The organism is Arhodomonas sp. AD133 (genome assembly GCF_051195215.1).
GTDB lineage: Bacteria > Pseudomonadota > Gammaproteobacteria > Nitrococcales > Nitrococcaceae > Arhodomonas.
Map to the genome: position 1 here is coordinate 1 of NZ_JBNAZM010000013.1, position 19,345 is coordinate 19,345.

14 protein-coding genes, 1 pseudogene and 1 riboswitch are annotated in these 19,345 nt (G+C 67.4%); of the genes and pseudogenes, 9 read left to right on the forward strand and 6 right to left on the reverse strand.

Translation table 11 applies throughout. The annotated features are described in order from the left end of the window. Positions 1-536: 536 nt before the first annotated feature. The 5 genes from ACPEES_RS09650 to speB form a co-directional block, all read right to left on the reverse strand. A complete protein-coding gene (locus ACPEES_RS09650) occupies positions 537-1,427 on the reverse strand; it encodes a DMT family transporter (protein ID WP_435103260.1) in 891 nt (296 codons plus the stop codon). 125 nt (positions 1,428-1,552) lie between these two features. Beyond that, the gene (locus ACPEES_RS09655) at positions 1,553-2,992 is read right to left on the reverse strand and encodes an aldehyde dehydrogenase family protein (RefSeq protein ID WP_435103261.1); all 1,440 of its coding nucleotides are present in this window, start codon (positions 2,990-2,992) and stop codon (positions 1,553-1,555) included. A 14-nt stretch (positions 2,993-3,006) separates the two neighbouring features. Then, positions 3,007-4,629 carry a 5-guanidino-2-oxopentanoate decarboxylase gene (locus ACPEES_RS09660; protein WP_435103262.1) on the reverse strand — a complete coding sequence of 541 codons (1,623 nt, stop codon included), beginning with the start codon at positions 4,627-4,629 and terminating at the stop codon, positions 3,007-3,009. Between the two features lies 1 nt (position 4,630). Beyond that, positions 4,631-6,040 carry a YjiH family protein gene (locus ACPEES_RS09665; RefSeq protein ID WP_435103263.1) on the reverse strand — a complete coding sequence of 470 codons (1,410 nt, stop codon included), beginning with the start codon at positions 6,038-6,040 and terminating at the stop codon, positions 4,631-4,633. 73 nt (positions 6,041-6,113) lie between these two features. After that, positions 6,114-7,070: an agmatinase gene (gene speB, locus ACPEES_RS09670; RefSeq protein WP_435103264.1), complete on the reverse strand. Its 957-nt coding sequence runs from the start codon at positions 7,068-7,070 to the stop codon at positions 6,114-6,116. Between the two features lie 191 nt (positions 7,071-7,261). Here speB and ACPEES_RS09675 point away from each other — a divergent pair, with 191 nt between their 5' ends. The 6 genes and pseudogenes from ACPEES_RS09675 to ACPEES_RS09700 all read left to right on the forward strand — a co-directional run bounded on the left by ACPEES_RS09675 (position 7,262) and on the right by ACPEES_RS09700 (position 12,827). Continuing rightward, positions 7,262-8,647: a sigma-54 interaction domain-containing protein gene (locus ACPEES_RS09675; RefSeq protein WP_435103265.1), complete on the forward strand. Its 1,386-nt coding sequence runs from the start codon at positions 7,262-7,264 to the stop codon at positions 8,645-8,647. A 130-nt stretch (positions 8,648-8,777) separates the two neighbouring features. Further along, positions 8,778-10,355: a glutamine-hydrolyzing GMP synthase gene (gene guaA / locus ACPEES_RS09680; protein WP_435103266.1), complete on the forward strand. Its 1,578-nt coding sequence runs from the start codon at positions 8,778-8,780 to the stop codon at positions 10,353-10,355. A gap of 96 nt (positions 10,356-10,451) precedes the next feature. Next, positions 10,452-10,901, forward strand: a pseudogene (tadA, locus tag ACPEES_RS09685) (tRNA adenosine(34) deaminase TadA); the annotation flags it as partial. A gap of 24 nt (positions 10,902-10,925) precedes the next feature. Beyond that, positions 10,926-11,414: a GNAT family N-acetyltransferase gene (locus ACPEES_RS09690; protein WP_435103348.1), complete on the forward strand. Its 489-nt coding sequence runs from the start codon at positions 10,926-10,928 to the stop codon at positions 11,412-11,414. Next, positions 11,398-11,880 (forward strand): YbaK/EbsC family protein, encoded by a 483-nt coding sequence (locus tag ACPEES_RS09695; protein WP_435103267.1) that lies wholly within the window; start codon positions 11,398-11,400, stop codon positions 11,878-11,880. The genes ACPEES_RS09690 and ACPEES_RS09695 overlap by 17 nt, the downstream gene beginning before the upstream one ends. Beyond that, the gene (locus tag ACPEES_RS09700; RefSeq protein ID WP_435103268.1) at positions 11,877-12,827 is read left to right on the forward strand and encodes a LysR family transcriptional regulator; all 951 of its coding nucleotides are present in this window, start codon (positions 11,877-11,879) and stop codon (positions 12,825-12,827) included. Before ACPEES_RS09695 ends, ACPEES_RS09700 begins: the two co-directional genes overlap by 4 nt. Before the next feature lie 520 nt (positions 12,828-13,347). On the opposite strand, the gene hemP is transcribed toward ACPEES_RS09700, so the two are convergent. Next, a complete protein-coding gene (gene hemP / locus ACPEES_RS09705; protein ID WP_435103269.1) occupies positions 13,348-13,542 on the reverse strand; it encodes a hemin uptake protein HemP in 195 nt (64 codons plus the stop codon). A 365-nt stretch (positions 13,543-13,907) separates the two neighbouring features. Between hemP and ACPEES_RS09710 the strand changes: the two genes are divergently transcribed. The 3 genes from ACPEES_RS09710 (at position 13,908) to ACPEES_RS09720 (ending at position 19,244) form a co-directional block, all read left to right on the forward strand. After that, a complete protein-coding gene (locus tag ACPEES_RS09710) occupies positions 13,908-14,858 on the forward strand; it encodes a YjgN family protein (RefSeq protein ID WP_435103270.1) in 951 nt (316 codons plus the stop codon). A gap of 19 nt (positions 14,859-14,877) precedes the next feature. Next, positions 14,878-15,987 carry a M48 family metallopeptidase gene (locus ACPEES_RS09715; protein WP_435103271.1) on the forward strand — a complete coding sequence of 370 codons (1,110 nt, stop codon included), beginning with the start codon at positions 14,878-14,880 and terminating at the stop codon, positions 15,985-15,987. Positions 15,988-16,135: 148 nt separating this feature from the next. Beyond that, positions 16,136-16,275: riboswitch (cobalamin riboswitch) on the forward strand. 170 nt (positions 16,276-16,445) lie between these two features. Continuing rightward, a complete protein-coding gene (locus ACPEES_RS09720; RefSeq protein ID WP_435103272.1) occupies positions 16,446-19,244 on the forward strand; it encodes a ribonucleoside-diphosphate reductase subunit alpha in 2,799 nt (932 codons plus the stop codon). Positions 19,245-19,345 lie beyond the last annotated feature (101 nt).

Here is a 19,345-nt window from a genome sequence, read left to right on the forward strand (position 1 = left end):
GGAAGAGATCGTCCTGCGGCGTGCGCCGCTCGTCCCGAGGACCCATCCAACACCGTCCGTTATTGCAGGGAAACTGCCCTGAGCGTACCAAAAACCGGCGATTCCAGAACGCTGGGAAACGCCGAAATCTACGCCGCATCAGTCGGTTGCGAGTTTTTCAGGACCGACTAGCTAAGCCTTCGGCGGCAACATACAAGGTCGGTACAGCAAGGCACGGCCCTGCGCTCCCTACCTTTCGACGAGTATTGCCATGTCGCGAGCCGCACAGCGGCTCCCTTCGCGCGCTCGTCAGCGCGTCTGTGGGCCGCGTTGCTCGTCGCTCGTGTAGGGCCTCGCCACACAGCACGCCTCGCGCCCCTGACCGTCGAGGCCACTGACCCGGGATGTCGCAAGCCCATTGCGACGGCATACCGGCGAGGCGTGTCGGAGCGAACTGACGCGCTGACGAACGCCGGGACATGGCAATACCCGTCGCAAGGTTGGTCGATCGGTCAGGCGCCTGGTGCTGCGATGAACGGCACCGTTCCGGCGGGGTGTTATTTCCGGGCGGTGCTCAATGCGCCCGCTGTGGCGACGATAAGGGCCATACCCGCGAGCTGCGTCATTCCCAGTGACTGGCTCAGGACGACGAATCCGAACGTCGCCGCGGTTACCGGTTCGATCATGGCGACAATCGAGGCGATCGCGGGCGAGGTCATCCGCAGTCCGACGATGTAGAGCACGAACGACACGCCGGCTCCGAAAAGCCCCAGGAGGACGAACAGGTAGAGGTCCGGCGAGAACAGGACGGCCACGGCCTGCTCGCGATCGATCAGCGGAAGGAGCAGTGCGGTGAGAGTCAGCAGGCCGATGCTCAGGGCGGTTTCGGCGGAGCTCTCCGCCGAAGCGTATCGGAACCCGAAAATGAAAAGGGCGTAGGACAGGCCCGATGCCAGGCCTGCTGCAACGCCGGTTGCGGTGACATTGGAAGCGTTGCCGTTGGTAAGGCCCGTCAGCAGGACGATACCTGTCAACACGGCGATAACCGCCAGCGACTTCAAGGTGCTCGCGCGCTCGATGCCGACGGCAATCGATACGAGGTACACGTACACGGGTGCGGTGTACATGAGCGTGGCCGCCACCGCCACGCTGGCCTCGCCGATGCTGATGAAATAGAACGTGAAGTTGCCTGTGACCCCGATTCCGGCGGCGATCGACCACCAGACCATGCGGCGGTTGGCGGGTCTGTGCGAGCCGGGATGAACGACAAGCCAGGCGGCGAGACAGGCGAGACCCAGCGCACCTCGGTAGAAGGAGATCACCAGAGGCTCCCAGCCCCGCTCCATGAGAATACCGGCCAAGCCGCCCGAGACGCCCCAGAAGAACGCCGCGAGCACGACCAGGCCGACGCCGATGGCTTGCATCGCCTCATCCTTGCGTGCAGTCATTCGCCCTCGCTCTGCGGAAACGCGCCCGTAAGTTGCCCTGCAGGTCTGTTGCGCGCCATCGGGTACTTGATGGCGGCACGCAACCATACCGGCATATTCTGTCCGGGTCGACGCGACTCGGGCCGCTACCGCGGGTAGCTCACGTGTTTCACCTCGAGGAACGCGTGTAGCCCCCACGGTCCGAGCTCGCGGCCGATGCCGCTTGCCTTGTGGCCGCCCCAGGAAGTCTCCGGCAGAATCACTTGGGGGCCGTTGAGCCAGACGTGACCGGCCTCGAGGCGGTCGGCGACGCGGTGGGCGCGCTCGGTGTCCGCGCTCACCACGGTGGCGGCGAGGCCGTAGGCGCAGTCGTTGGCGAGCGCGACGGCCTCGTCCTCGCTGGCGAAGGTGCGGGTGCAGAGCACCGGGGCGAAGATCTCCTCGCGCCACAGGCGGCTGTCCGTGGGCACGTGGGTATACACCGTGGGCGCGACGAAGTAGCCGTGCGCGCGGTTCGACGCGGTGCCGCCGGTCAGGCAGACGAGGTTCTCGCTCACGGCCTGCCGGAAGTAGGTGAGGGCCTTGTCGTACTGGGCGCGGGTGGTGAGCGGGCCCATCTCCGTCGCCTCGTCGAGCGGGTCGCCCAGGGCGAGGGCCTCGGCAGCGGCCTTGAGCCGCGGCAGCACGGCTTCCGCGACCGACTCGTGGACCAACAGCCGCGAAGTCGCGGAGCAGATCTGGCCGGCGTTGAAGAAGATTCCGGCCATGATCCACTCCACCGCCTGGTCCGGATCGGCGTCCTCGAACACCACGATGGGCGATTTGCCGCCGAGCTCGAGGCTGATATTGCGGGCGTCCGCCGCCGCCGCGCGCATGACCTGCGCGCCCACCGGGTTGCTGCCGGTGAACGAGACCTTGGCGACGTCCGGATGGATGGTCAGGGGGGCGCCCACGTGCTCGCCCGTGCCGTTGACGATATTGAGCACGCCTGCGGGCAGGTCGACCGTCTCGGCGACTTCCGCCATGACCATCTCCGGCAGCGGCGTGACCTCCGAGGGTTTGAGCACCGCGGTGCAGCCGGCGAGCAGCGCCGGTGCGAGCTTCCAGGCCGTGGTCACCAGCGGGAAGTTCCACGGCACGATGAGCGCGGCCACGCCCACGGGCTCCAGGCGCAGGCGCGAGGCGTATCCCGGCATGGCGACCGCTACGTCCGCGTTCTGGCGGGCGTCGAGTAGCGCCTCGGCGTGCTCGCCGTAATACCGGTAGGTGGCCACGGCGTCGCCGAGGTCGATGCGGGCTTCCGCCAGCGGCTTGCCGTTGTTGCGGCTCGTCAGGCGCACGATCTCCTCGCCGCGGCGCTCGAGCTCGTCGGCGATGGCGAGCAGGTAGCGGCCGCGCTCGACGGTGGTGAGTGCCCGCCATGACGCGAGGGCGCGGTGGGCGGCGGTAACCGCGCGGTTCACGTCTTCCGGCGCGCCCCGCGGCACTTGGTCCATCACCGTTTCGGTGGCCGGGTTATGGACCGCCAGGGTGTCGTCGCTCGCGGAGGGCACAAGGCGGCCGTCGATGAATTGCTGGATGGTCATGGCGTGCTCCGCAATTAGTCGCTCGCGAGGAACGGAGCGTCCTCGCGGATCTCGATCACGGTGGGGCGTTGGGCAGTAGCCGCATCGCGCACGGCGGCTTCGAGGGCGGCGAGGTTGTCGACGGCGGCGGTTTCGCAGCCGAAGGCCGCCACGGCGGCGAGCAGGTCCGGCGTGTAGAGATCGACGCCGATCTCCGGTAGGCCGCGGCCACGCATGTAGCGCTTGATCTCGCCGTAACCGTCGTTGTTCCACAGCAGCACGATCACCGGCGCGCCGGCTTCGACGGCCGCGGCGAGCTCGCTGAAGGTGAACTGCAGACCGCCGTCGCCCACCAGGCAGACCACAGGGCGCGCGGGTCCGGCGAGGCGGGCGCCGACTGACGCCGGCAGCGCGTAGCCGAGGGTGCCGTAACCGGTCGTCGAGTTGAACCAACGCCGCGGCCTGTCCGTGTCCACCAGGTGGTTGCCGGAATACACCGGCTGGGTGGAGTCGCCCACGAAGATCGGGTCGTCCAGGGCGGCGCGTACGGTTTCGAAGACGCGCCGGTGGCCGGCCCAGGCCGTGGGCAGCTCGCCGGCGAGCGCTGCTCGTGCTGCCCGGGTACGGTCGGCGCCGGCGGCCTCCCGCGCCAGCGCGCCGTGGTCGAGCGCGGCAAGCAGCGCCTCGACGGCGAGGGTGGCGTCGGCGTGCATGCCGAGGCTCGCCGGGTGATTGGCGTCGAGCATATCCGGGTCGATGTCCACCCGGATCAGCGTGCCGTCGATGGTGAAGCCGCCGTCAAAGACTACGTCGTAGTCGGTCTCGCCGAGCTCCGTGCCCACGGCGAGCACCACGTCCGCCTCGCGCACGAGTTGTCGTACGGCTGTCAGAGACTGGTTGGACCCCAGATTGAGCGGATGAGACGCCGGCAGCAGGCCCTTGGCGTTGATGGTGAGTGTGGTGGGGGCGTCGAGGCGCTCGGCGAGCGTCGCCGCGAGCGCGCCGGCCGCCACGGCGCCGCCGCCGAGCAACAGCACGGGGCGGCGGGCGTCGCGGAGCAGGTCCGCGGCGCGCTCGACGGCTGCCGGCGCAGGTGCCGGGCGCGCGGGTGGGGCGGCGATACGCCGGGGCACGGCACTCGCATCCCGGGTGATGACGTCGATGGGGATCTCCAGGTGCACCGGACGCGGCCGCCGCCCACGGAATACCGCGAACGCCCGGGCGAGGGCATCGGGCAGGGCGGCCGGGTCGCGCACGGTCTCGCTGAAGGCGGTGATGCCTGCGGTGAGCGCCCGCTGGTCCGGCAGCTCGTGGAGCCGTCCTTCGCCGCGGCCGAGGTGGGCGGAGTGGATGACGCTCGAGATCACGAGCAGGGGCACCGAGTCGGCGTAGGCCTGACCCATCGCGGTGGCGATGTTGGTCACGCCGGGCCCCGAGATCACGAAGCACACCCCGGGCCGCCCGCTGGCGCGGGCGTAGCCGTCGGCCATGAATCCCGCGCCCTGCTCGTGGCGCGGGGTGACATGACGGATACCGGTGGCCGGCAGCCCGCGGTAGAGCTCCACGGTGTGCACGCCGGGGATGCCGAATACCGTCTCCACCCCGTAGCCTTCCAGCAGCTCCACCAGGCGTTCGCCGCAGGTCGTCGTCGCAGCCACCTCAGAACACCACCCAGTGGGCGATGGCGACGATGATAGGCAGCGTGATCACCGTGCGCAGAAGGAAGATCGCCGCCAGTTCCCACAAGCCGAGCGGGATCTTCGATTTCATGAGCAGCACGCCGATCTCCGACATGTAGATGAGCTGGGTGAGCGACACGCAAGCGATGACGAAGCGGGTGAGCTCGCTCTCGATGCCCTGGGCGAGCACCGCCGGCAGGAACATGTCCGCGAAGCCCACGAGCATGGCCGGGGCGGCCTTCTCCGCCTCGGGGATCGCCATCCACTCCAGCACCGGCACGAACGGGTAGGAGAGGTACTGGAACAGCGGCGTGTGCTCGGCGACCACCAGGCTCAGGGTGCCGATGGCCATGACCAGGGGCAGCAGCCCGAAGAGGATGTCCAGATAGTTCACCGCGGCATCACGGGCGAGCACCGGCGCGGCGGGGGCGCGCTCGGCGCGGGCCACGGCCTGGCGCACGCCCCAGGCGAACAGTGACGTGCCCTCGGGGACCTCCTCGCGGATGCGCCGGCCGGTGGCCTCGTTGTATTCGTCGGGCTTGCGCGAGAGCGGCGGCAGGCGCGGCACCACCAGCGCGGCTATGAGCCCGGCCACCACCACCGTGGCGTAGAAGGGCACGAACAGGTGGTTGAGATCCACGAAGCTCGTGACCAGCACCGCGAAGGCGATGGAGACGATGGAGAAGTTGGTCGCGATTACCGAGGACTCGCGCTTGGAGTAGAAGCCGCGCTCGTACTGCTGGGTGGTGATGAGCACGCCCACGGTGCCGGAGCCGAGCCAGGAGGCGGTGGCATCGATGGCCGAGCGTCCCGGCAGGTTGAACACCCGGCGGAAGACGTTGCGCACCAGCGTGCCGATGAACTCCATCAGGCCGAAATCCACCAGAAACGGCAGCAGGATGGAGGCGGCGAAGAAGAAGGTGATGAGCACCGGCGCCAGGTCGTTGAGCACCACCGAGCCCGTCGCCGCGCCCCAGACCCATTCGGGCCCGATCTCGAAGAGTGTCATCACGGCGAACACCGCGCCGGTCACGCGCAGCGCGAGGTAGCCCGGGCCCACCCGCAGCAGGTTCATCAGGCGGTTGTCGGGCAGGCGCCCGGCGGGCAACACGGCGACCACCGCGGAGGCCACTGCCGAGATGGTGAGCACGGTGGCCGCCACGGCCGGCAACGAGTCCGAGAACGTGGCCTTGAGCCAGTCCGAGAGCACGCCCATGCCGATGGTGACCTGGCCGTCCACCACGATGGGGGTGAGGAACATCAGCGCGCCGATGAGCGAGGGCACCAGGAATTTCAGCAGGCCGGCCGCCCCAAAGCCGGGGGTGTCGGCCGCGGAGGTGTCGTCGAGCACGACGTTCTCGCTTTGCGCGCGTTCGTAGTAATCCGACATGATCGCATCTCCTCCTCGGGGACGTGGGTCGTCCCGATTGTCGGGGGCGCCCGTGGCGGGCACCCCACGTTTCTCAGTCGCGGTAAGTCACGCCCGGCAGCACGCAGAGCATCTCGTAGAGCAGATTGGCGCCGAGCAGCGCGGTGTTGCCGCTGGGATCGTAGGGCGGGGCAACCTCCACCAGGTCGCCGCCGATCACGTCCAGGCCCTGGCAGCCGCGCACGATCTCCACCGCCTGCGGTGCGGTGAGCCCGGCAATCTCGGCGGTGCCGGTGCCGGGGGCGAAGGCCGGGTCGATGCCGTCGATATCGAAGCTGATGTAGACGGGCCCCGCGCCGAGTTGCTCGCGTACTTCGGCCATCAGCGGCGTGAGGGAGCGGTACCAGCACGCCTCCGCGGGCACCACGCGAAAGCCCTGCTCCCGGGACCAGTCGAAGTCGTCGGCGGCGTAGCCGGTACCTCGCAGCCCGATCTGGACGACGCGTTGCGGATCGAGCAGGCCCTCCTCGACGGCGCGGCGAAACGGTGTGCCGTGCGCGATGCGCTCGCCGAACATCTGATCGTTGATATCGGCGTGGGCGTCCACGTGCACCACGCCCACGGGGCCGTAGCGGTCGGCCATGGCGCGCAGGACGGGCAGGGCAAGGGTGTGATCGCCGCCCAGGGTGAGCGGCCGGCAGCCGTGGCTGACGATCTCGCGGTAGGCGTCGTGGATGATGTCGACGCTCTTCTTCAGGTCGAAGGTATTGATGGGCACATCGCCGATGTCGGCGACCTGCAGGCTGTCGAAGGGCGCGGCGCGGGTGGCCATGTTGTAGGGCCGCAGCATGCGCGACTCGTCGCGGATCTGGCGCGGCCCCAGGCGCGCGCCGGGGCGGTTGGAGGTGCCGATATCCAGCGGCACGCCGACGAAGGCGGCGTCCAGGCCGGCGGCGCCTTCCCGGGTGGGCAGCCGCATCATGGTGGCGGGGCCGCCGAAGCGCGGCATGGTGTTACCGCTGAGTGGCTGGTTGAGCGTTCGCTCTCCCATGGCGATCTCTCCTCGTAGGCCTGTCATCGTTCTGGGCGTTGCCAAGTGCAAAGCGATAACCATGCCAGTTCATAACATACTGATTTATATGAGGTTGGTTTCGTTTTTGAATCAAATCTGAATCGTTTGGAATGCCGTTCGAATCACTATAGAATTAATGATTCATTAACGGTTCATTTGTCGGAGCTCGTATGCCCGTGGCCGCCGATAGCCGTGCGACAGCCCTGGAGCGCGACACCATTCTCCAGCGCTCCCACGATCACATCGTCATTGCCGATGGCGAGGGCCGGGTGTTGCGCGCCAGCGCGAGCTGCACGGCGGTCTATGGCGTGTCGGCAGAGGCGCTCGTCGGGGCCAGTGTCTACGACCTGGAGCGCGAGGGCGTGTTTTCGCCGTCCATCACCGCGGAGGTGCTGCGTACCCGGGCCGAGTGCCAGCTCATGCAGCACACCCGCACCGGGCGTTCGGTGATGGCCGAGGCGTATCCGGTCTGGGACGGCGACCGTCTGGTACGGGTGATCAGCTTCTCCAAGGACATGACCGACATCCAGCTCCTGCAGCGGGAGTACGAGCTGTTGCAGCGGCGGCTGGCGGCGCGGGAGACGCCGGCGGCCACCGACGACATGGCGTTGGAAGGGCTGCACTTCCGCAGCGCCATCATGCGTGAGCTGGTCTCGCTGCTGCAGCGGGTCGCGCCCACCGACGCCAACGTGCTCCTGCTTGGCGAGTCCGGCGTCGGCAAGACCGCTTTCGCGACCCTGCTGCACCGCCACAGCCCGCGGTGTGACGGCCCTTTCGTGGAGGCGAACTGTGGTGCCATCCCGGAGACGCTGTTCGAGTCGGAGGTCTTCGGCTACGTCACCGGGGCATTCAGCGGCGCCTCACGGGAGGGCAAGCCGGGGCTCGCCGAGCAGGCCGACGGCGGCACGCTGTTTCTCGACGAAATCGCGGAGCTGCCGCTCGCCGTGCAGGCGAAGCTCCTCAAGGTGATTCAGGACGGCCGTGTCACCCGGCTCGGCAGCACACGACCGGGGACCATCGATTTCCGCCTGGTGGGGGCGACCAACCAGGATCTGGAACGCCTGGTGGCCGAGGGGCGTTTCCGCGCCGATCTCTACTACCGGCTGAACGTGGTGCCGGTGACCATTCCGCCACTGCGCGAGCGCCGCGAGGATATTCCCGTGCTCGTCAACCACGTGCTCGCCGGGCTCAACGAGCGTTACGGCGGCGGCAAGGTGCTCGCACCAGAGTGCTGGCAAGAGTTGCTGAGCCGCGATTGGCCGGGGAACGTGCGCGAGCTCGAGAATCGCCTCGAGCGGCTGTACGTGGCGAGCGAGGGCGATGTCATTCAGGCCACCGCGGCGATTCCGGCGGCCAATGCCGACGCCGCGGCGCCGGCGCCGCCTGCGCCGGCCCCTGGCCGCACGCTCGCCCAGGCCGTCGCCGAGGCCGAGCGCGAGGCGCTGACGCAGGCATTGCGTCACTGCCGCAGCACCTACGAGGTGGCGGAATACCTCGGCACGAGCCAGCCGACGGTTTTCCGCAAGCTGAAGAAGTACGGCCTGCGCGTGCGCTGACGCCGGCGTCCGGCAGTCAGCCCGCGAGGCGCAACCGCCCGCATTATCGTGAAACCCGTGCTGATGCGGTATCCTTGCGGTTTCGAATTCGGCGCTAAGTCCACCCCATCCGCGACGTTCCGGAACGCCCATGCCCCAGGATATTCACGCCCACCGCATTCTGATTCTCGACTTCGGCTCCCAGTACACCCAGCTCATCGCCCGGCGCGTGCGCGAGGCCGGGGTGTATTGCGAGATCCACCCGTGCGATATGGCCGAGGCGGCCGTGCGGGAGTTCGGCGCGCAGGGGATCGTCCTCTCCGGCGGGCCCGAATCGGTGCACTTCGAGCATACCCCACGCATTCCCTCGGCAGTGTTCGAGCTCGGCGTGCCCGTGCTTGGCATCTGCTATGGCATGCAGGCAATGGCCGCCCAGCTCGGCGGCGCGGTGGAGGCCTCGGACCACAAGGAGTTCGGCTACGCCCAGGTGCGCGCCCGTGGCCACTCCAGCCTGCTGCGCGACATCGAGGACCACGCGAGCCCCGAGGGCTACGGCCTGCTGGACGTGTGGATGAGCCACGGCGATCGCGTGAGCGCGCTGCCCGAAGGCTTCAAGGTGATCGCGAGCACCGACAGTGCCCCCATCGCCGGCATCGGCGACGACGCCCGCGGCTACTACGGCGTGCAGTTCCACCCGGAAGTCACGCACACGCGGCAGGGCAAGCGGATCCTGTCGCGGTTCGTTCACGGCATCTGCGGCTGCGCCGGCGACTGGACCCCGGGCAACATCATAGAGGACAACGTCGCGCGCATTCGCGAACAGGTGGGCGACGAGAATGTTCTGCTCGGCCTCTCCGGCGGTGTCGATTCCTCCGTGGTCGCGGCGCTACTGCACAAGGCCATCGGCGACCAGCTCACCTGCGTGTTCGTGGACAACGGCCTGCTGCGCCAGGACGAGGGTGAGCAGGTGATGGCGACCTTCGCCCGCCACATGGGTGTGCGCGTGATCCACGTGGACGCCGAGGACCGGTTCCTGGACCGGCTTGCCGGCGTCGAGGATCCCGAGGACAAGCGCAAGATCATCGGCAACACGTTCATCGACGTCTTCGACGAGGAGGCGGGCAAGCTCGAGAACGTGCAATGGCTCGCCCAGGGCACCATCTACCCGGATGTGATCGAGTCCGCCGGCGCCGCCACCGGCAAGGCCCACGTGATCAAGTCCCATCACAACGTGGGCGGGTTGCCGGAGAAGATGAACCTGAAGCTCCTCGAGCCGCTGCGCGAGCTCTTCAAGGACGAGGTGCGAAAAATCGGCCTGGAGCTCGGGCTGCCGGCGGAGATGATCAACCGCCACCCGTTCCCCGGACCCGGGCTCGGCGTGCGCATCCTCGGCGAAGTGCGCAAGGCGTACACCGACCCGCTGCGCCGGGCGGATGCGATCTTCATCGAGGAGCTGCGCAACGCCGGCCACTACGACCGTGTCAGCCAGGCTTTCGCGGTGTTCCTGCCGGTGAAGTCCGTGGGCGTCACCGGCGACGGCCGCCGCTACGAGTACGTGGTGGCACTGCGCGCGGTGGAGACCGTGGACTTCATGACCGCGCGCTGGGCCAACCTGCCCTACGAGTTCCTGGATACCGTCTCGCGCCGGATCATCAACGAGATCGACGGTATCTCACGCGTGGTCTACGACATCTCCGGCAAGCCGCCGGCGACGATCGAGTGGGAGTAGACGGGCCGAGTTGAAAGTGCAAAGCGGCAAGTTTCAAGTGACGGCCCCTGCAAGGCTTTTCGCTTTCGACTTTTTGCTTGGTCGCTGACGGCCACCATGAGCACCGACGAAACCTTCATGGCCCACGCCCTGGCGCTCGCCGAGCGCGCCGCATCAGCCGGCGAGGTGCCTATCGGGGCGGTGGTGGTCGTGGACGGGCGGATCGTGGGGGAGGGCTGGAACCGGCCGATCGCGCGCCGGGATCCAAGCGCCCATGCAGAGATCGAGGCGCTGCGGGCGGCCGGAGAGGCGATGGATGCCTACCGCCTGCCCGGGGCGACGCTGTACGTGACGCTCGAGCCGTGCCCCATGTGCGTGGGCGCGCTCGTCCACGCGCGCGTGGCGCGGGTGGTCTACGGTGCGGCGGACACCAAGACTGGCGCATGCGGCGGTGCCCTCGCGCTGCACGAGCACGTGAGCCACAACCACCGGTTTCAGGTGGAAGGCGGTGTGCAGGCCGAGGCATGCAGCAACCGGCTGCGCCTATTCTTTCGCCAGCGGCGGGACGCCCGGCGACCCGATGTGTCGCTCGTGCGCATCGACGCCGACAACGCCGATCGCTTCGCCGATATCGAGATCGCCGCGGAGCAGCGTGAGTTCGTCACCGATGCGCGCACGCTCATACGCCGGCACCTGGAGACCGGCTACGCGGAGGCGCTGTACGGTATCGAGGCGGGTGGCGCCCCGGCGGGGCTGCTGGCGTTGCTGCCGCCGGAACTGGGAATCGACTACCCGGAAGCACGGTCGGACGAGGCCTGGCTGGAGGGCTTTCGCATCGACGCGCGTTTTCAGGGGCAGGGCGTTGCGGGCAAGGCGCTCACCGGGATTGCCACACTTGCGGCGCGGCGTTATGCGCGCCTCAGCCTGACGGTGAATCTGCGCAACGACAAAGCCGAGGCTGCCTATCGCCGGTTCGGCTTCCGCGATACCGGGGCGCTGTACCATGGCGGGCCGGCAGGGCCGCAGCGCATTCTCACACTGGATCTGAACGAGGGGGGAGCCGATGGCGAAGGGGCCTGAGCGGGTGCGTCGCGCACTCGTCGAACGGGGAATCGATGTCGCCATCCGGCGGGTGGATGAGTCGACCCGCACTGCGGCCGAGGCGGCGGAGGCCTTGGGCGTATACGTGGGACAGATCGCCAAGTCGCTGGTATTCCGTGGCGAGGCCAGCGGCGACGCGCTGCTGGTGATCGCCAGCGGCGATCGCCGCGTGAGCGAGTCTCTGCTCGCCGACCTCGCCGGCGAGCCCATCGGTCGTGCCGATGCCGCCTTCGTCCGCGAGCACACCGGCTTCGCCATCGGCGGCGTCGCTCCGCTGGGGCACCCGGAGCCATTGCGTTGCTGGATCGACGAGGATCTCACCCGCTTCGACACGGTGTGGGCAGCGGCCGGTTCACCGTTCGCCGTCTTTCCGGTGGCGCCGTCCGCTCTGCCCGCGATGACCGGCGGTGAGTTGGCACGCCTCGCCGGTGGAGAGAGCGCATGAGCGGCTGGCTGGAGCTTCGTCATCTACGCAGTCTGAAGGCGATCCGCGAGACGGGCAGCCTGGTGGCCGCCGCCGAGCGTCTGCACCTCACCCAGAGCGCGCTCTCGCACCAGATCAAGGCGCTGGAGACGCAGGTGGGAGCGGAGCTGTTCTTCCGGCGCACGCGGCCACTGCGCCTCGCGCCCGCGGGGCAGATGCTGCTGGAGCTCGCCGACCGCATCCTGCCGGAGGTGGAGACCGTCGAGCAGCGGCTCGGCAATCTCGCCGCCGGCGAGGGCGGTCGGCTGCATCTCGCCATCGAGTGCCATAGCTGCTACCAGTGGCTGCTGCCCACCATGGAGCGCTACCGTGAGCACTGGCCGGAGGTGGAGATGGATCTCTCCATGGGATTCAGCTTCCACCCGCTGCCGGCGCTGGTGCGTGGTGATATCGACATGGTGATCACCTCCGATCCGGATCCGGACCTAACCGGCATTCACTACGCGCCGCTGTTCCGGCACGAGGTACAGCTCGCGGTGCCGGCGGAATCGCCACTGGCGGATCGGGCACATCTCGAGCCGGAGGACCTGATCGATCAGACGTTGATTACCTACCCGGTGTGCCGGTCGCGGCTGGATGTGTTCACCCGGTTTCTCGACCCGGCGGGCGTGGAGCCCGCGGCGGTGCGCACCTCGGAGCTTTCGGTGATGATCGCCCAGCTCGTCGCGAGCCGTCGCGGCGTGACGGCCATGCCCAGCTGGGCGCTGGACGAGCACCTCTCCCGCGGCCAGATCCGCGTGTGCCGCCTGGGTGCGGATGGGTTGTGGAGTACGTTGTATGCCGCCATGCGCGAGGAGGAGGCGGGGTTGCCTTACCTGACCGCGTTCGTCGCCGCAGCCCGTCAGCTCACCGGTGAGCGGCTTCGCGGCATCCGTCCCGTGGCCGAGGGAGCGACTGCAGCCGGGTAACCGGTGTGGGTGGCGTTGAAAGCCTCCGCCCTACAGTTCGGTCACATAGGTTGGGGACCGCCGCAGGCGGTGCCCAACATCGGTCAACCTGTGGGACGGGTGTCGGCTGCCAGGTGCGAAGGGCGGAGCCCGTGCGGGGAGAGTCGGTTGCCAAGAGCAACCGATCTACCAGTTGACCGGCAACGGAGTATCCACGCGGCTGGCAATGGCCGGAACCGCCTGAGACAGGCCCGAATTATCCTTTGGAAACAAGCGGTTAAAGGGTGGTGGATAGGAGTGACCAACGCCGCGCCACGGCGCAGAGGCTTGCGACCCGAACCCCGAAACCCGAACCCCGAAACCCGGATCTTGCAGGCCTACCGAGAGCGCCGAATAACCTGTGGCCGGGTCGGTGAAAGAAGGGGCGCTGGCTGGCCGGGCGTCCATGCCGCAGCTGGCTGGCGTCGACAATTGCAGAGGCGTGGATGGTTTTGGCGTCTCGCCAGTTTCTTCTCGTTCTCAGAGCGTCGGGGCCCGGTGGTTACTCCTCTTTGGTGAGGATCAGCCGTTCGTTACGGGTGAGCCGCAGAATATAGCGCTCCCCTTCATGATCGATGGTCACCGTGCGGTTGCCGCGGAAGAGATCCCGGGTGTCCAGTTCCGGGCGTTCCGACTGTGGCGTTTCCGCCTGTCGAGCGCGGGGCAATGTCAGGGTTTCCGCGTTGTTGACTGCCATGATCGATCCCTCCCTGTTGGAGAGGAATGATAATGATTCCTGTTTTTGTTTGTCAACGACCATCGCGCTGGCCTCTGCGAGGCACGGTTCGCGGGGAGTTCCGCGGCCGCGTGCGGGGTAAGTTGGGAACGGTGTCTCCTCGCACATCACGATCACATCCGACTCTGGCTGTGACGCAGCGCACATCGTAGACTAGGCGCTGGGGGTACCTCCGCGGATGGCGGCGCCGATTGCGTCGGTCAACCCGGGGCACGCCGGCGATATCTCGCTCGCGTGTGAGATAGGGGCGGCGCGCTGGTTCGGGTCGCCTGCCGGGAGGTCCACATCCAACACCAAGAAATCGCCGGACAAACTGGGGAAGCACAATGAATAACGCTCACACGGACGGAGCGCGCGGCCGTATCGCGCATCATGGCCGCGGAGGCGAGCTATTCGTCATCTTCATCGTCAATCTTCTGTTGAAGATCATCACTTTCGGCATCTATCAGTTCTGGGCAAAAACCCGGATCCGCCGCTATTTGTGGTCGCAGACGAGTTTCGATGGCGAGCGTCTGGAATACACGGGAACGGGGCTGGAGCTATTTCTCGGCTTCCTCAAGGCGGTGGCGATCATGTTCCTGGTCGCAATCGCGGCCAGCATACTGACGGCGGTGGCAGGGCCGGTGGGTTTCGTCGCCCTCGTGGTCGTTTATGTTCTGGGGTTCCCAGTGCTCGCCGGCGCCGCGCGCTTTGCGGCGACGCGCTACCGGTTCAGCCGGACGAGGCTGCGTAGCATACGCTTCGGGTTGGTTGGCTCCGCGTGGTCACACGGGTTCCTCATGATGGGGTTGGGCCTGTTGTCGTTGCTGACGCTTGGGCTTTACACACCGTTCGCACGCATGAAACTTGCCGGTAACGTTCTGAACAATACCTATTACGGTTCGGAGCGGTTCCGGTTCCACGGTAAGGGCAGCGACCTGTTCCTGCCTTTCCTGTTGGCTCTGCTGCTGACCGTGCCGACGCTGGGGCTGGTCTGGCTGTGGTATCGCGCGTCCGAGTTCCGCTATGTCGCCAGCCAGCTCGAGGCGGGTGAGCTGCGTTTCGAAGTGACCCAAAGCCCGTTTGGCCTGGCCGTGTTTTTCCTGACCAACGTGCTTATCGTGATTGTCACGCTGGGTCTGGGGCTTCCCTGGGTGATGGTGCGTACTATCCGGCACATCGGTGAGACCATGGAAGTGACCGGGGAGCTGGATTACCAGCGCATCATGCAAGAGCAACGGGAGTCCGAAGCCGTCGGCGAGGGCTTTGCCGAGGCGTTGGACGTCGGGGCCATCTAGTCGGCAGGCCTGCTCGTCCATGTTGTTCCAGGGCTGGTGGAACGACGGGCAGAGCGCCCGTCGACTCGAGGTTCGTGTCCGGCTCATGGGTGGCAGGGTCGTCGTCACCGATGCCGAGCGGGACCGAGTGATCGCCGAGCTCGCCGGTGAGCGGTTGCAACTCGCCGAGGAGGTTTACGCCGGTCAGCCACTGCGGCTGAAGCATCCGGACTGGCCCGACGCCCGGCTGACGGTCGACGACCACGCCTTCGCCGACGCCCTCGGGAAGGTCGCTCCCAAGGTGGCCCGGCGCTTCCACGGCAAGCACGGCACCCTTCATCGCTTCGCGGTCTGGAGCGGGGCGCTGGTGGTGACTATCGCCCTCATGGTGGGCCTGGTGCAGTTCGGGGCCGCGCCACTCGCAGCGGTGGCGCCCCTTGGCTGGGAGGAAGCGCTCGGCAACAGCGTCATGGCGAGTGCCAGCGATCAATTGGGCGTCTGCGACCACGACGATGCCGAGGCGCACCTGGAGACCCTGGCCGCCACGCTGGCGTCGGATCTCGACAGCCGCTATACGTTCCGGGTCCGCATTCTCGACCATGACGCCGTCAACGCATTCGCCACCCCCGGCGGCTACATCGCCGTTTTCGATGGCCTGATACAGCGGGCCTCCGGCCCCAACGAGGTGGCCGGTGTGCTGGCCCACGAAGTGGCCCACGTCATCGAGCGTCACCCCACGGAGGCGATGATCCGGCGCAGTGGTTATGCCCTGGTGATCAGCATGATCGTCGGCGACGTTTCCGGCCTGGCTGCGGTCACCGGTGACGCGGTGCGGTATCTGGCCAACACGGCGAACAGCCGCGCCTCGGAGGCGGAAGCCGACCGCCTGGCCATGCGCATGCTCAACGACAACGGTTTCGACTCCAGTGGTCTCGTTCGGTTTTTCGAAACCCTGGAGGAGGCGCACGGGGAGATGCCCGAGGCGTTGTCGTTGCTCTCGACCCATCCTTTGACGGGTGATCGTCTCCGGGACACCTCGGCGCTGGCACGGCCTGGAGACGACGCGTTATCACCCCGTGCCTGGGCTGATATCCGTTCCGCCTGCGGGGACAGCTCGCCAGTGTCCGGTCGCCACCAGGCCGGTACCTGAACGCCGGGCAGACCGCCTTCCGATGACGCTGCCACGGCGGCGGTCGGCCGTTGCCGTTGGTCCGCTGCTGACGATGCGTCTCGCCGGTCTCGGCCGGGACGGCCCGCGGCCTCTGTTGTCAAGGTTGTTATACGGCAGGGGATAGCATATCTTGTTGCTCAGTCCTCGAGCGCATCCACATATTGTGGGGGCGGGGAGGGGAACACCGGTGAAAGTCCGGGGCTGACGCGCAACGGTAACGCGGCACGACCGCGAAGCCCGAATACCTCCCAGGACAGGGTCGGTAACCACCGGCCCGCCCGCTGGCAACCTTCGCGACTAAGGTGCCCGGTGTAGGACCAGCCCGTTGGACGCCCTTGAGGGCGCGCCCAATAGCCGGCAGCGTCGGCGCGGCTGTCCCTGCCCGGTTTCCACGCGTGGGTGCCTCCGGATGAACGCGGTCCAACAGGAGGTCACCGATGCAGCCCCAAACCGTATCCGCCCCTGAACCCGAGTCCACGCGGCCCGAGGCGGCCGTGGATCTCCACGTGATCAAGCGCAACGGCGCGGTGGCCGACTTCGAGCCCTCGCGCATCAGTGTCGCCTTGACCCGCGCCTTCCTGGCGGTGGAAGGCGACGAGGCCCGGGATTCGCGCCGGATCCACGATGTCGTGGAGCAGCTCACCGCAGATGTGGTAAGCGCGATCGCCCGCCGCCCGGCGGGGGCCAGTGTCCATATCGAGGATATCCAGGACCAGGTGGAGCTCGCGCTCATGCGCGCCGGCGAGCACCGGGTCGCCCGCGCCTATGTGCTCTATCGTGAGGAGCGCGCCCGCGAGCGCGCCGCGGCAGAGACGGAGCTGGCGCCACCCACTGTAGAGACCCTGCACGTGACGCTGGCGGACGGCAGCCGCCGCCCGCTGGACGAGGCTCGCCTGGAGTGCCTCGTCCGCAATGCCTGCGAAGGGTTGGAGGACGTCGATCCGGAGCGCGTGCTCACCGAAACCCGGCGCAACCTCTACGACGGCGTCACGGAGGCCGAGCTCGCCCAGGCTCTGGTGATGGCCGCGCGGCCGCTCATCGAGCGCGAGCCGGATTACAGCTTCGTCGCCGCCCGGTTGCTGCTCGACAAATTGCGTCGGGAGGCGCTGTCGTTCGTTTTCGGCGAGCACCGCGAGGCCACGCAGGAAGAAATGACGAGCGTCTACGCGGCGTACTTCCCGGCCTACATCCGCCGCGGTGTCGAGCTTGGCCTGCTCGACGAGCGCCTGCTGGAGTTCGACCTGGAGCGTCTCGGTCACACGCTCGAGGCGGAGCGCGACCGGCAGTTCGGCTACCTGGGCCTGCAGACCCTCTACGACCGCTACTTCCAGCACTGGGAGGATACGCGTTTCGAGCTGCCGCAGGCGTTTTTCATGCGGGTGGCCATGGGCCTGGCCGTGGACGAGATCGATCGCGAGGCCTGCGCCGAGGCGTTCTACCGGCTGCTGTCCTCGTTCGACTTCATGAGCTCGACGCCGACACTGTTCAATGCCGGCACCCGGCGGCCGCAGCTGTCGAGCTGCTATCTCACCACCATCGGCGACGATCTCGACCGGATCTACTCGGGCATTCGCGACAATGCCCTGCTGTCCAAGTTCGCCGGCGGCCTTGGCAACGACTGGACACGGGTTCGCGCCATGGGTGCCCATATTCGCGGCACGAACGGCAAATCCCAGGGCGTGGTGCCGTTTCTCAAGGTGGCCAACGACACCGCTGTGGCGGTCAATCAGGGCGGCAAGCGCAAGGGCGCGGTCTGTGCGTATCTCGAAGTCTGGCACCGGGATATCGAGGACTTCCTGGAGCTGCGCAAGAACACCGGCGACGAGCGCCGCCGCACCCATGACATGAACACCGCCTGCTGGGTGCCGGATCTGTTCATGAAGCGCGTCCACGAGGAAGGCGAGTGGACGCTGTTCTCCCCGGACGAAGTGCCCGATCTCCACGATCTCACCGGTGCGGCGTTCGAGGCGCGCTATCGCGACTACGAAGCCGCCGCCGAGCGCGGCGAGATCCGCAACGTCCGCAAGGTCTCCGCGGTGCAGCTGTGGCGGCGAATGCTCTCGATGCTCTTCGAGACGGGCCATCCCTGGATCACCTTCAAGGACCCGTGCAACCTGCGCTCGCCCCAGCAACACTCGGGGGTGGTACACAGCTCCAACCTCTGCACCGAGATCACCCTCAATACCTCGGATGACGAAGTGGCGGTGTGCAACCTCGGCTCGGTGAACCTCGCCGCCCACATCGTCGACGGCGCGCTCGACCACGAGCGCCTGCAGGCCACCGTGGCCACGGCCATGCGCATGCTCGACAACGTTATCGACATCAATTATTACTCCGTGCCCGCCGCACGCCGCGCCAATCTGCGCCATCGGCCGGTGGGGCTCGGAATGATGGGCTTTCAGGACGCGCTCTACCGGCTGCGCCTGCCTTACGCCTCGGAGGAGACCGTCGCCTTCGCCGACCGCGCCATGGAGGCAATCAGTTACTACGCCATCGAGGCCTCGACACATCTCGCCGTCGAGCGCGGCCGCTATCCGAGCTTCGAGGGATCCCTGTGGAGTCAGGGCGTCCTGCCCATCGACTCCTTGCGCCTGCTTCGCGAGGGGCGTGGGGAATACCTGGAGGTGGATGAGTCGAGTGAGCTCGACTGGGATGACCTGCGCGAGCGCGTCCGCACCGTGGGCATGCGCAACTCCAATTGCCTGGCCATCGCACCCACGGCGACCATCGCCAACATCACCGGCGTCTCCCAGAGTATCGAGCCCACCTACCAGAATCTGTTCGTGAAATCGAACCTCTCCGGCGAGTTCACCGTGGTGAATCCGTACCTGGTGCGCGATCTCAAGGCCCGTGGGCTGTGGGATGAAGTCATGGTCAACGACCTCAAGTACTTCGACGGCTCGGTGCAGCCCATCGATCGCGTGCCCGACGAGCTCAAGCGCCTGTACGCCACCGCTTTCGAGGTCGACCCGAACTGGCTGGTGCTCGCCGGCAGTCGGCGGCAGAAGTGGCTGGATCAGTCCCAGTCGCTGAACCTCTACATGGCCGAGCCCTCAGGGCCCAAGCTCGACGCCCTCTATCGCCACGCCTGGACGGCCGGCCTCAAGACCACCTATTACCTGCGCTCCATGGGCGCGACCGGGGTGGAGTCGAGCGTGGTACCACCGCCGTCGGCGGTCAGTGCGCAGCCCGAGGCCTGTGCGATCGACGACCCGGAGTGTGAGGCCTGTCAGTAGGGGCTGCGGGTGTCGAGTTTCGGGTTTCAGATTTCGCGTGGCGCACGCCGGTGCCACTTCTGAATACGCGGTACTACCGGTCACTCTCCGGCCTCGAAGCC

Bases quoted from the DNA above. Each gene is read 5' to 3' on its own strand.
- ACPEES_RS09675 (WP_435103265.1), top strand. From the start codon at position 7,262: ATGCCCGTGGCCGCCGATAGCCGTGCGACAGCCCTGGAGCGCGACACC.
- ACPEES_RS09715 (WP_435103271.1), top strand. From the start codon at position 14,878: ATGTTGTTCCAGGGCTGGTGGAACGACGGGCAGAGCGCCCGTCGACTC.
- ACPEES_RS09720 (WP_435103272.1), top strand. From the start codon at position 16,446: ATGCAGCCCCAAACCGTATCCGCCCCTGAACCCGAGTCCACGCGGCCC.
- hemP (WP_435103269.1), bottom strand. From the start codon at position 13,542: ATGGCAGTCAACAACGCGGAAACCCTGACATTGCCCCGCGCTCGACAG.
- ACPEES_RS09695 (WP_435103267.1), top strand. From the start codon at position 11,398: ATGGCGAAGGGGCCTGAGCGGGTGCGTCGCGCACTCGTCGAACGGGGA.
- ACPEES_RS09655 (WP_435103261.1), bottom strand. From the start codon at position 2,992: ATGACCATCCAGCAATTCATCGACGGCCGCCTTGTGCCCTCCGCGAGC.
- speB (WP_435103264.1), bottom strand. From the start codon at position 7,070: ATGGGAGAGCGAACGCTCAACCAGCCACTCAGCGGTAACACCATGCCG.
- guaA (WP_435103266.1), top strand. From the start codon at position 8,778: ATGCCCCAGGATATTCACGCCCACCGCATTCTGATTCTCGACTTCGGC.
- ACPEES_RS09665 (WP_435103263.1), bottom strand. From the start codon at position 6,040: ATGTCGGATTACTACGAACGCGCGCAAAGCGAGAACGTCGTGCTCGAC.
- ACPEES_RS09650 (WP_435103260.1), bottom strand. From the start codon at position 1,427: ATGACTGCACGCAAGGATGAGGCGATGCAAGCCATCGGCGTCGGCCTG.
- ACPEES_RS09700 (WP_435103268.1), top strand. From the start codon at position 11,877: ATGAGCGGCTGGCTGGAGCTTCGTCATCTACGCAGTCTGAAGGCGATC.
- ACPEES_RS09710 (WP_435103270.1), top strand. From the start codon at position 13,908: ATGAATAACGCTCACACGGACGGAGCGCGCGGCCGTATCGCGCATCAT.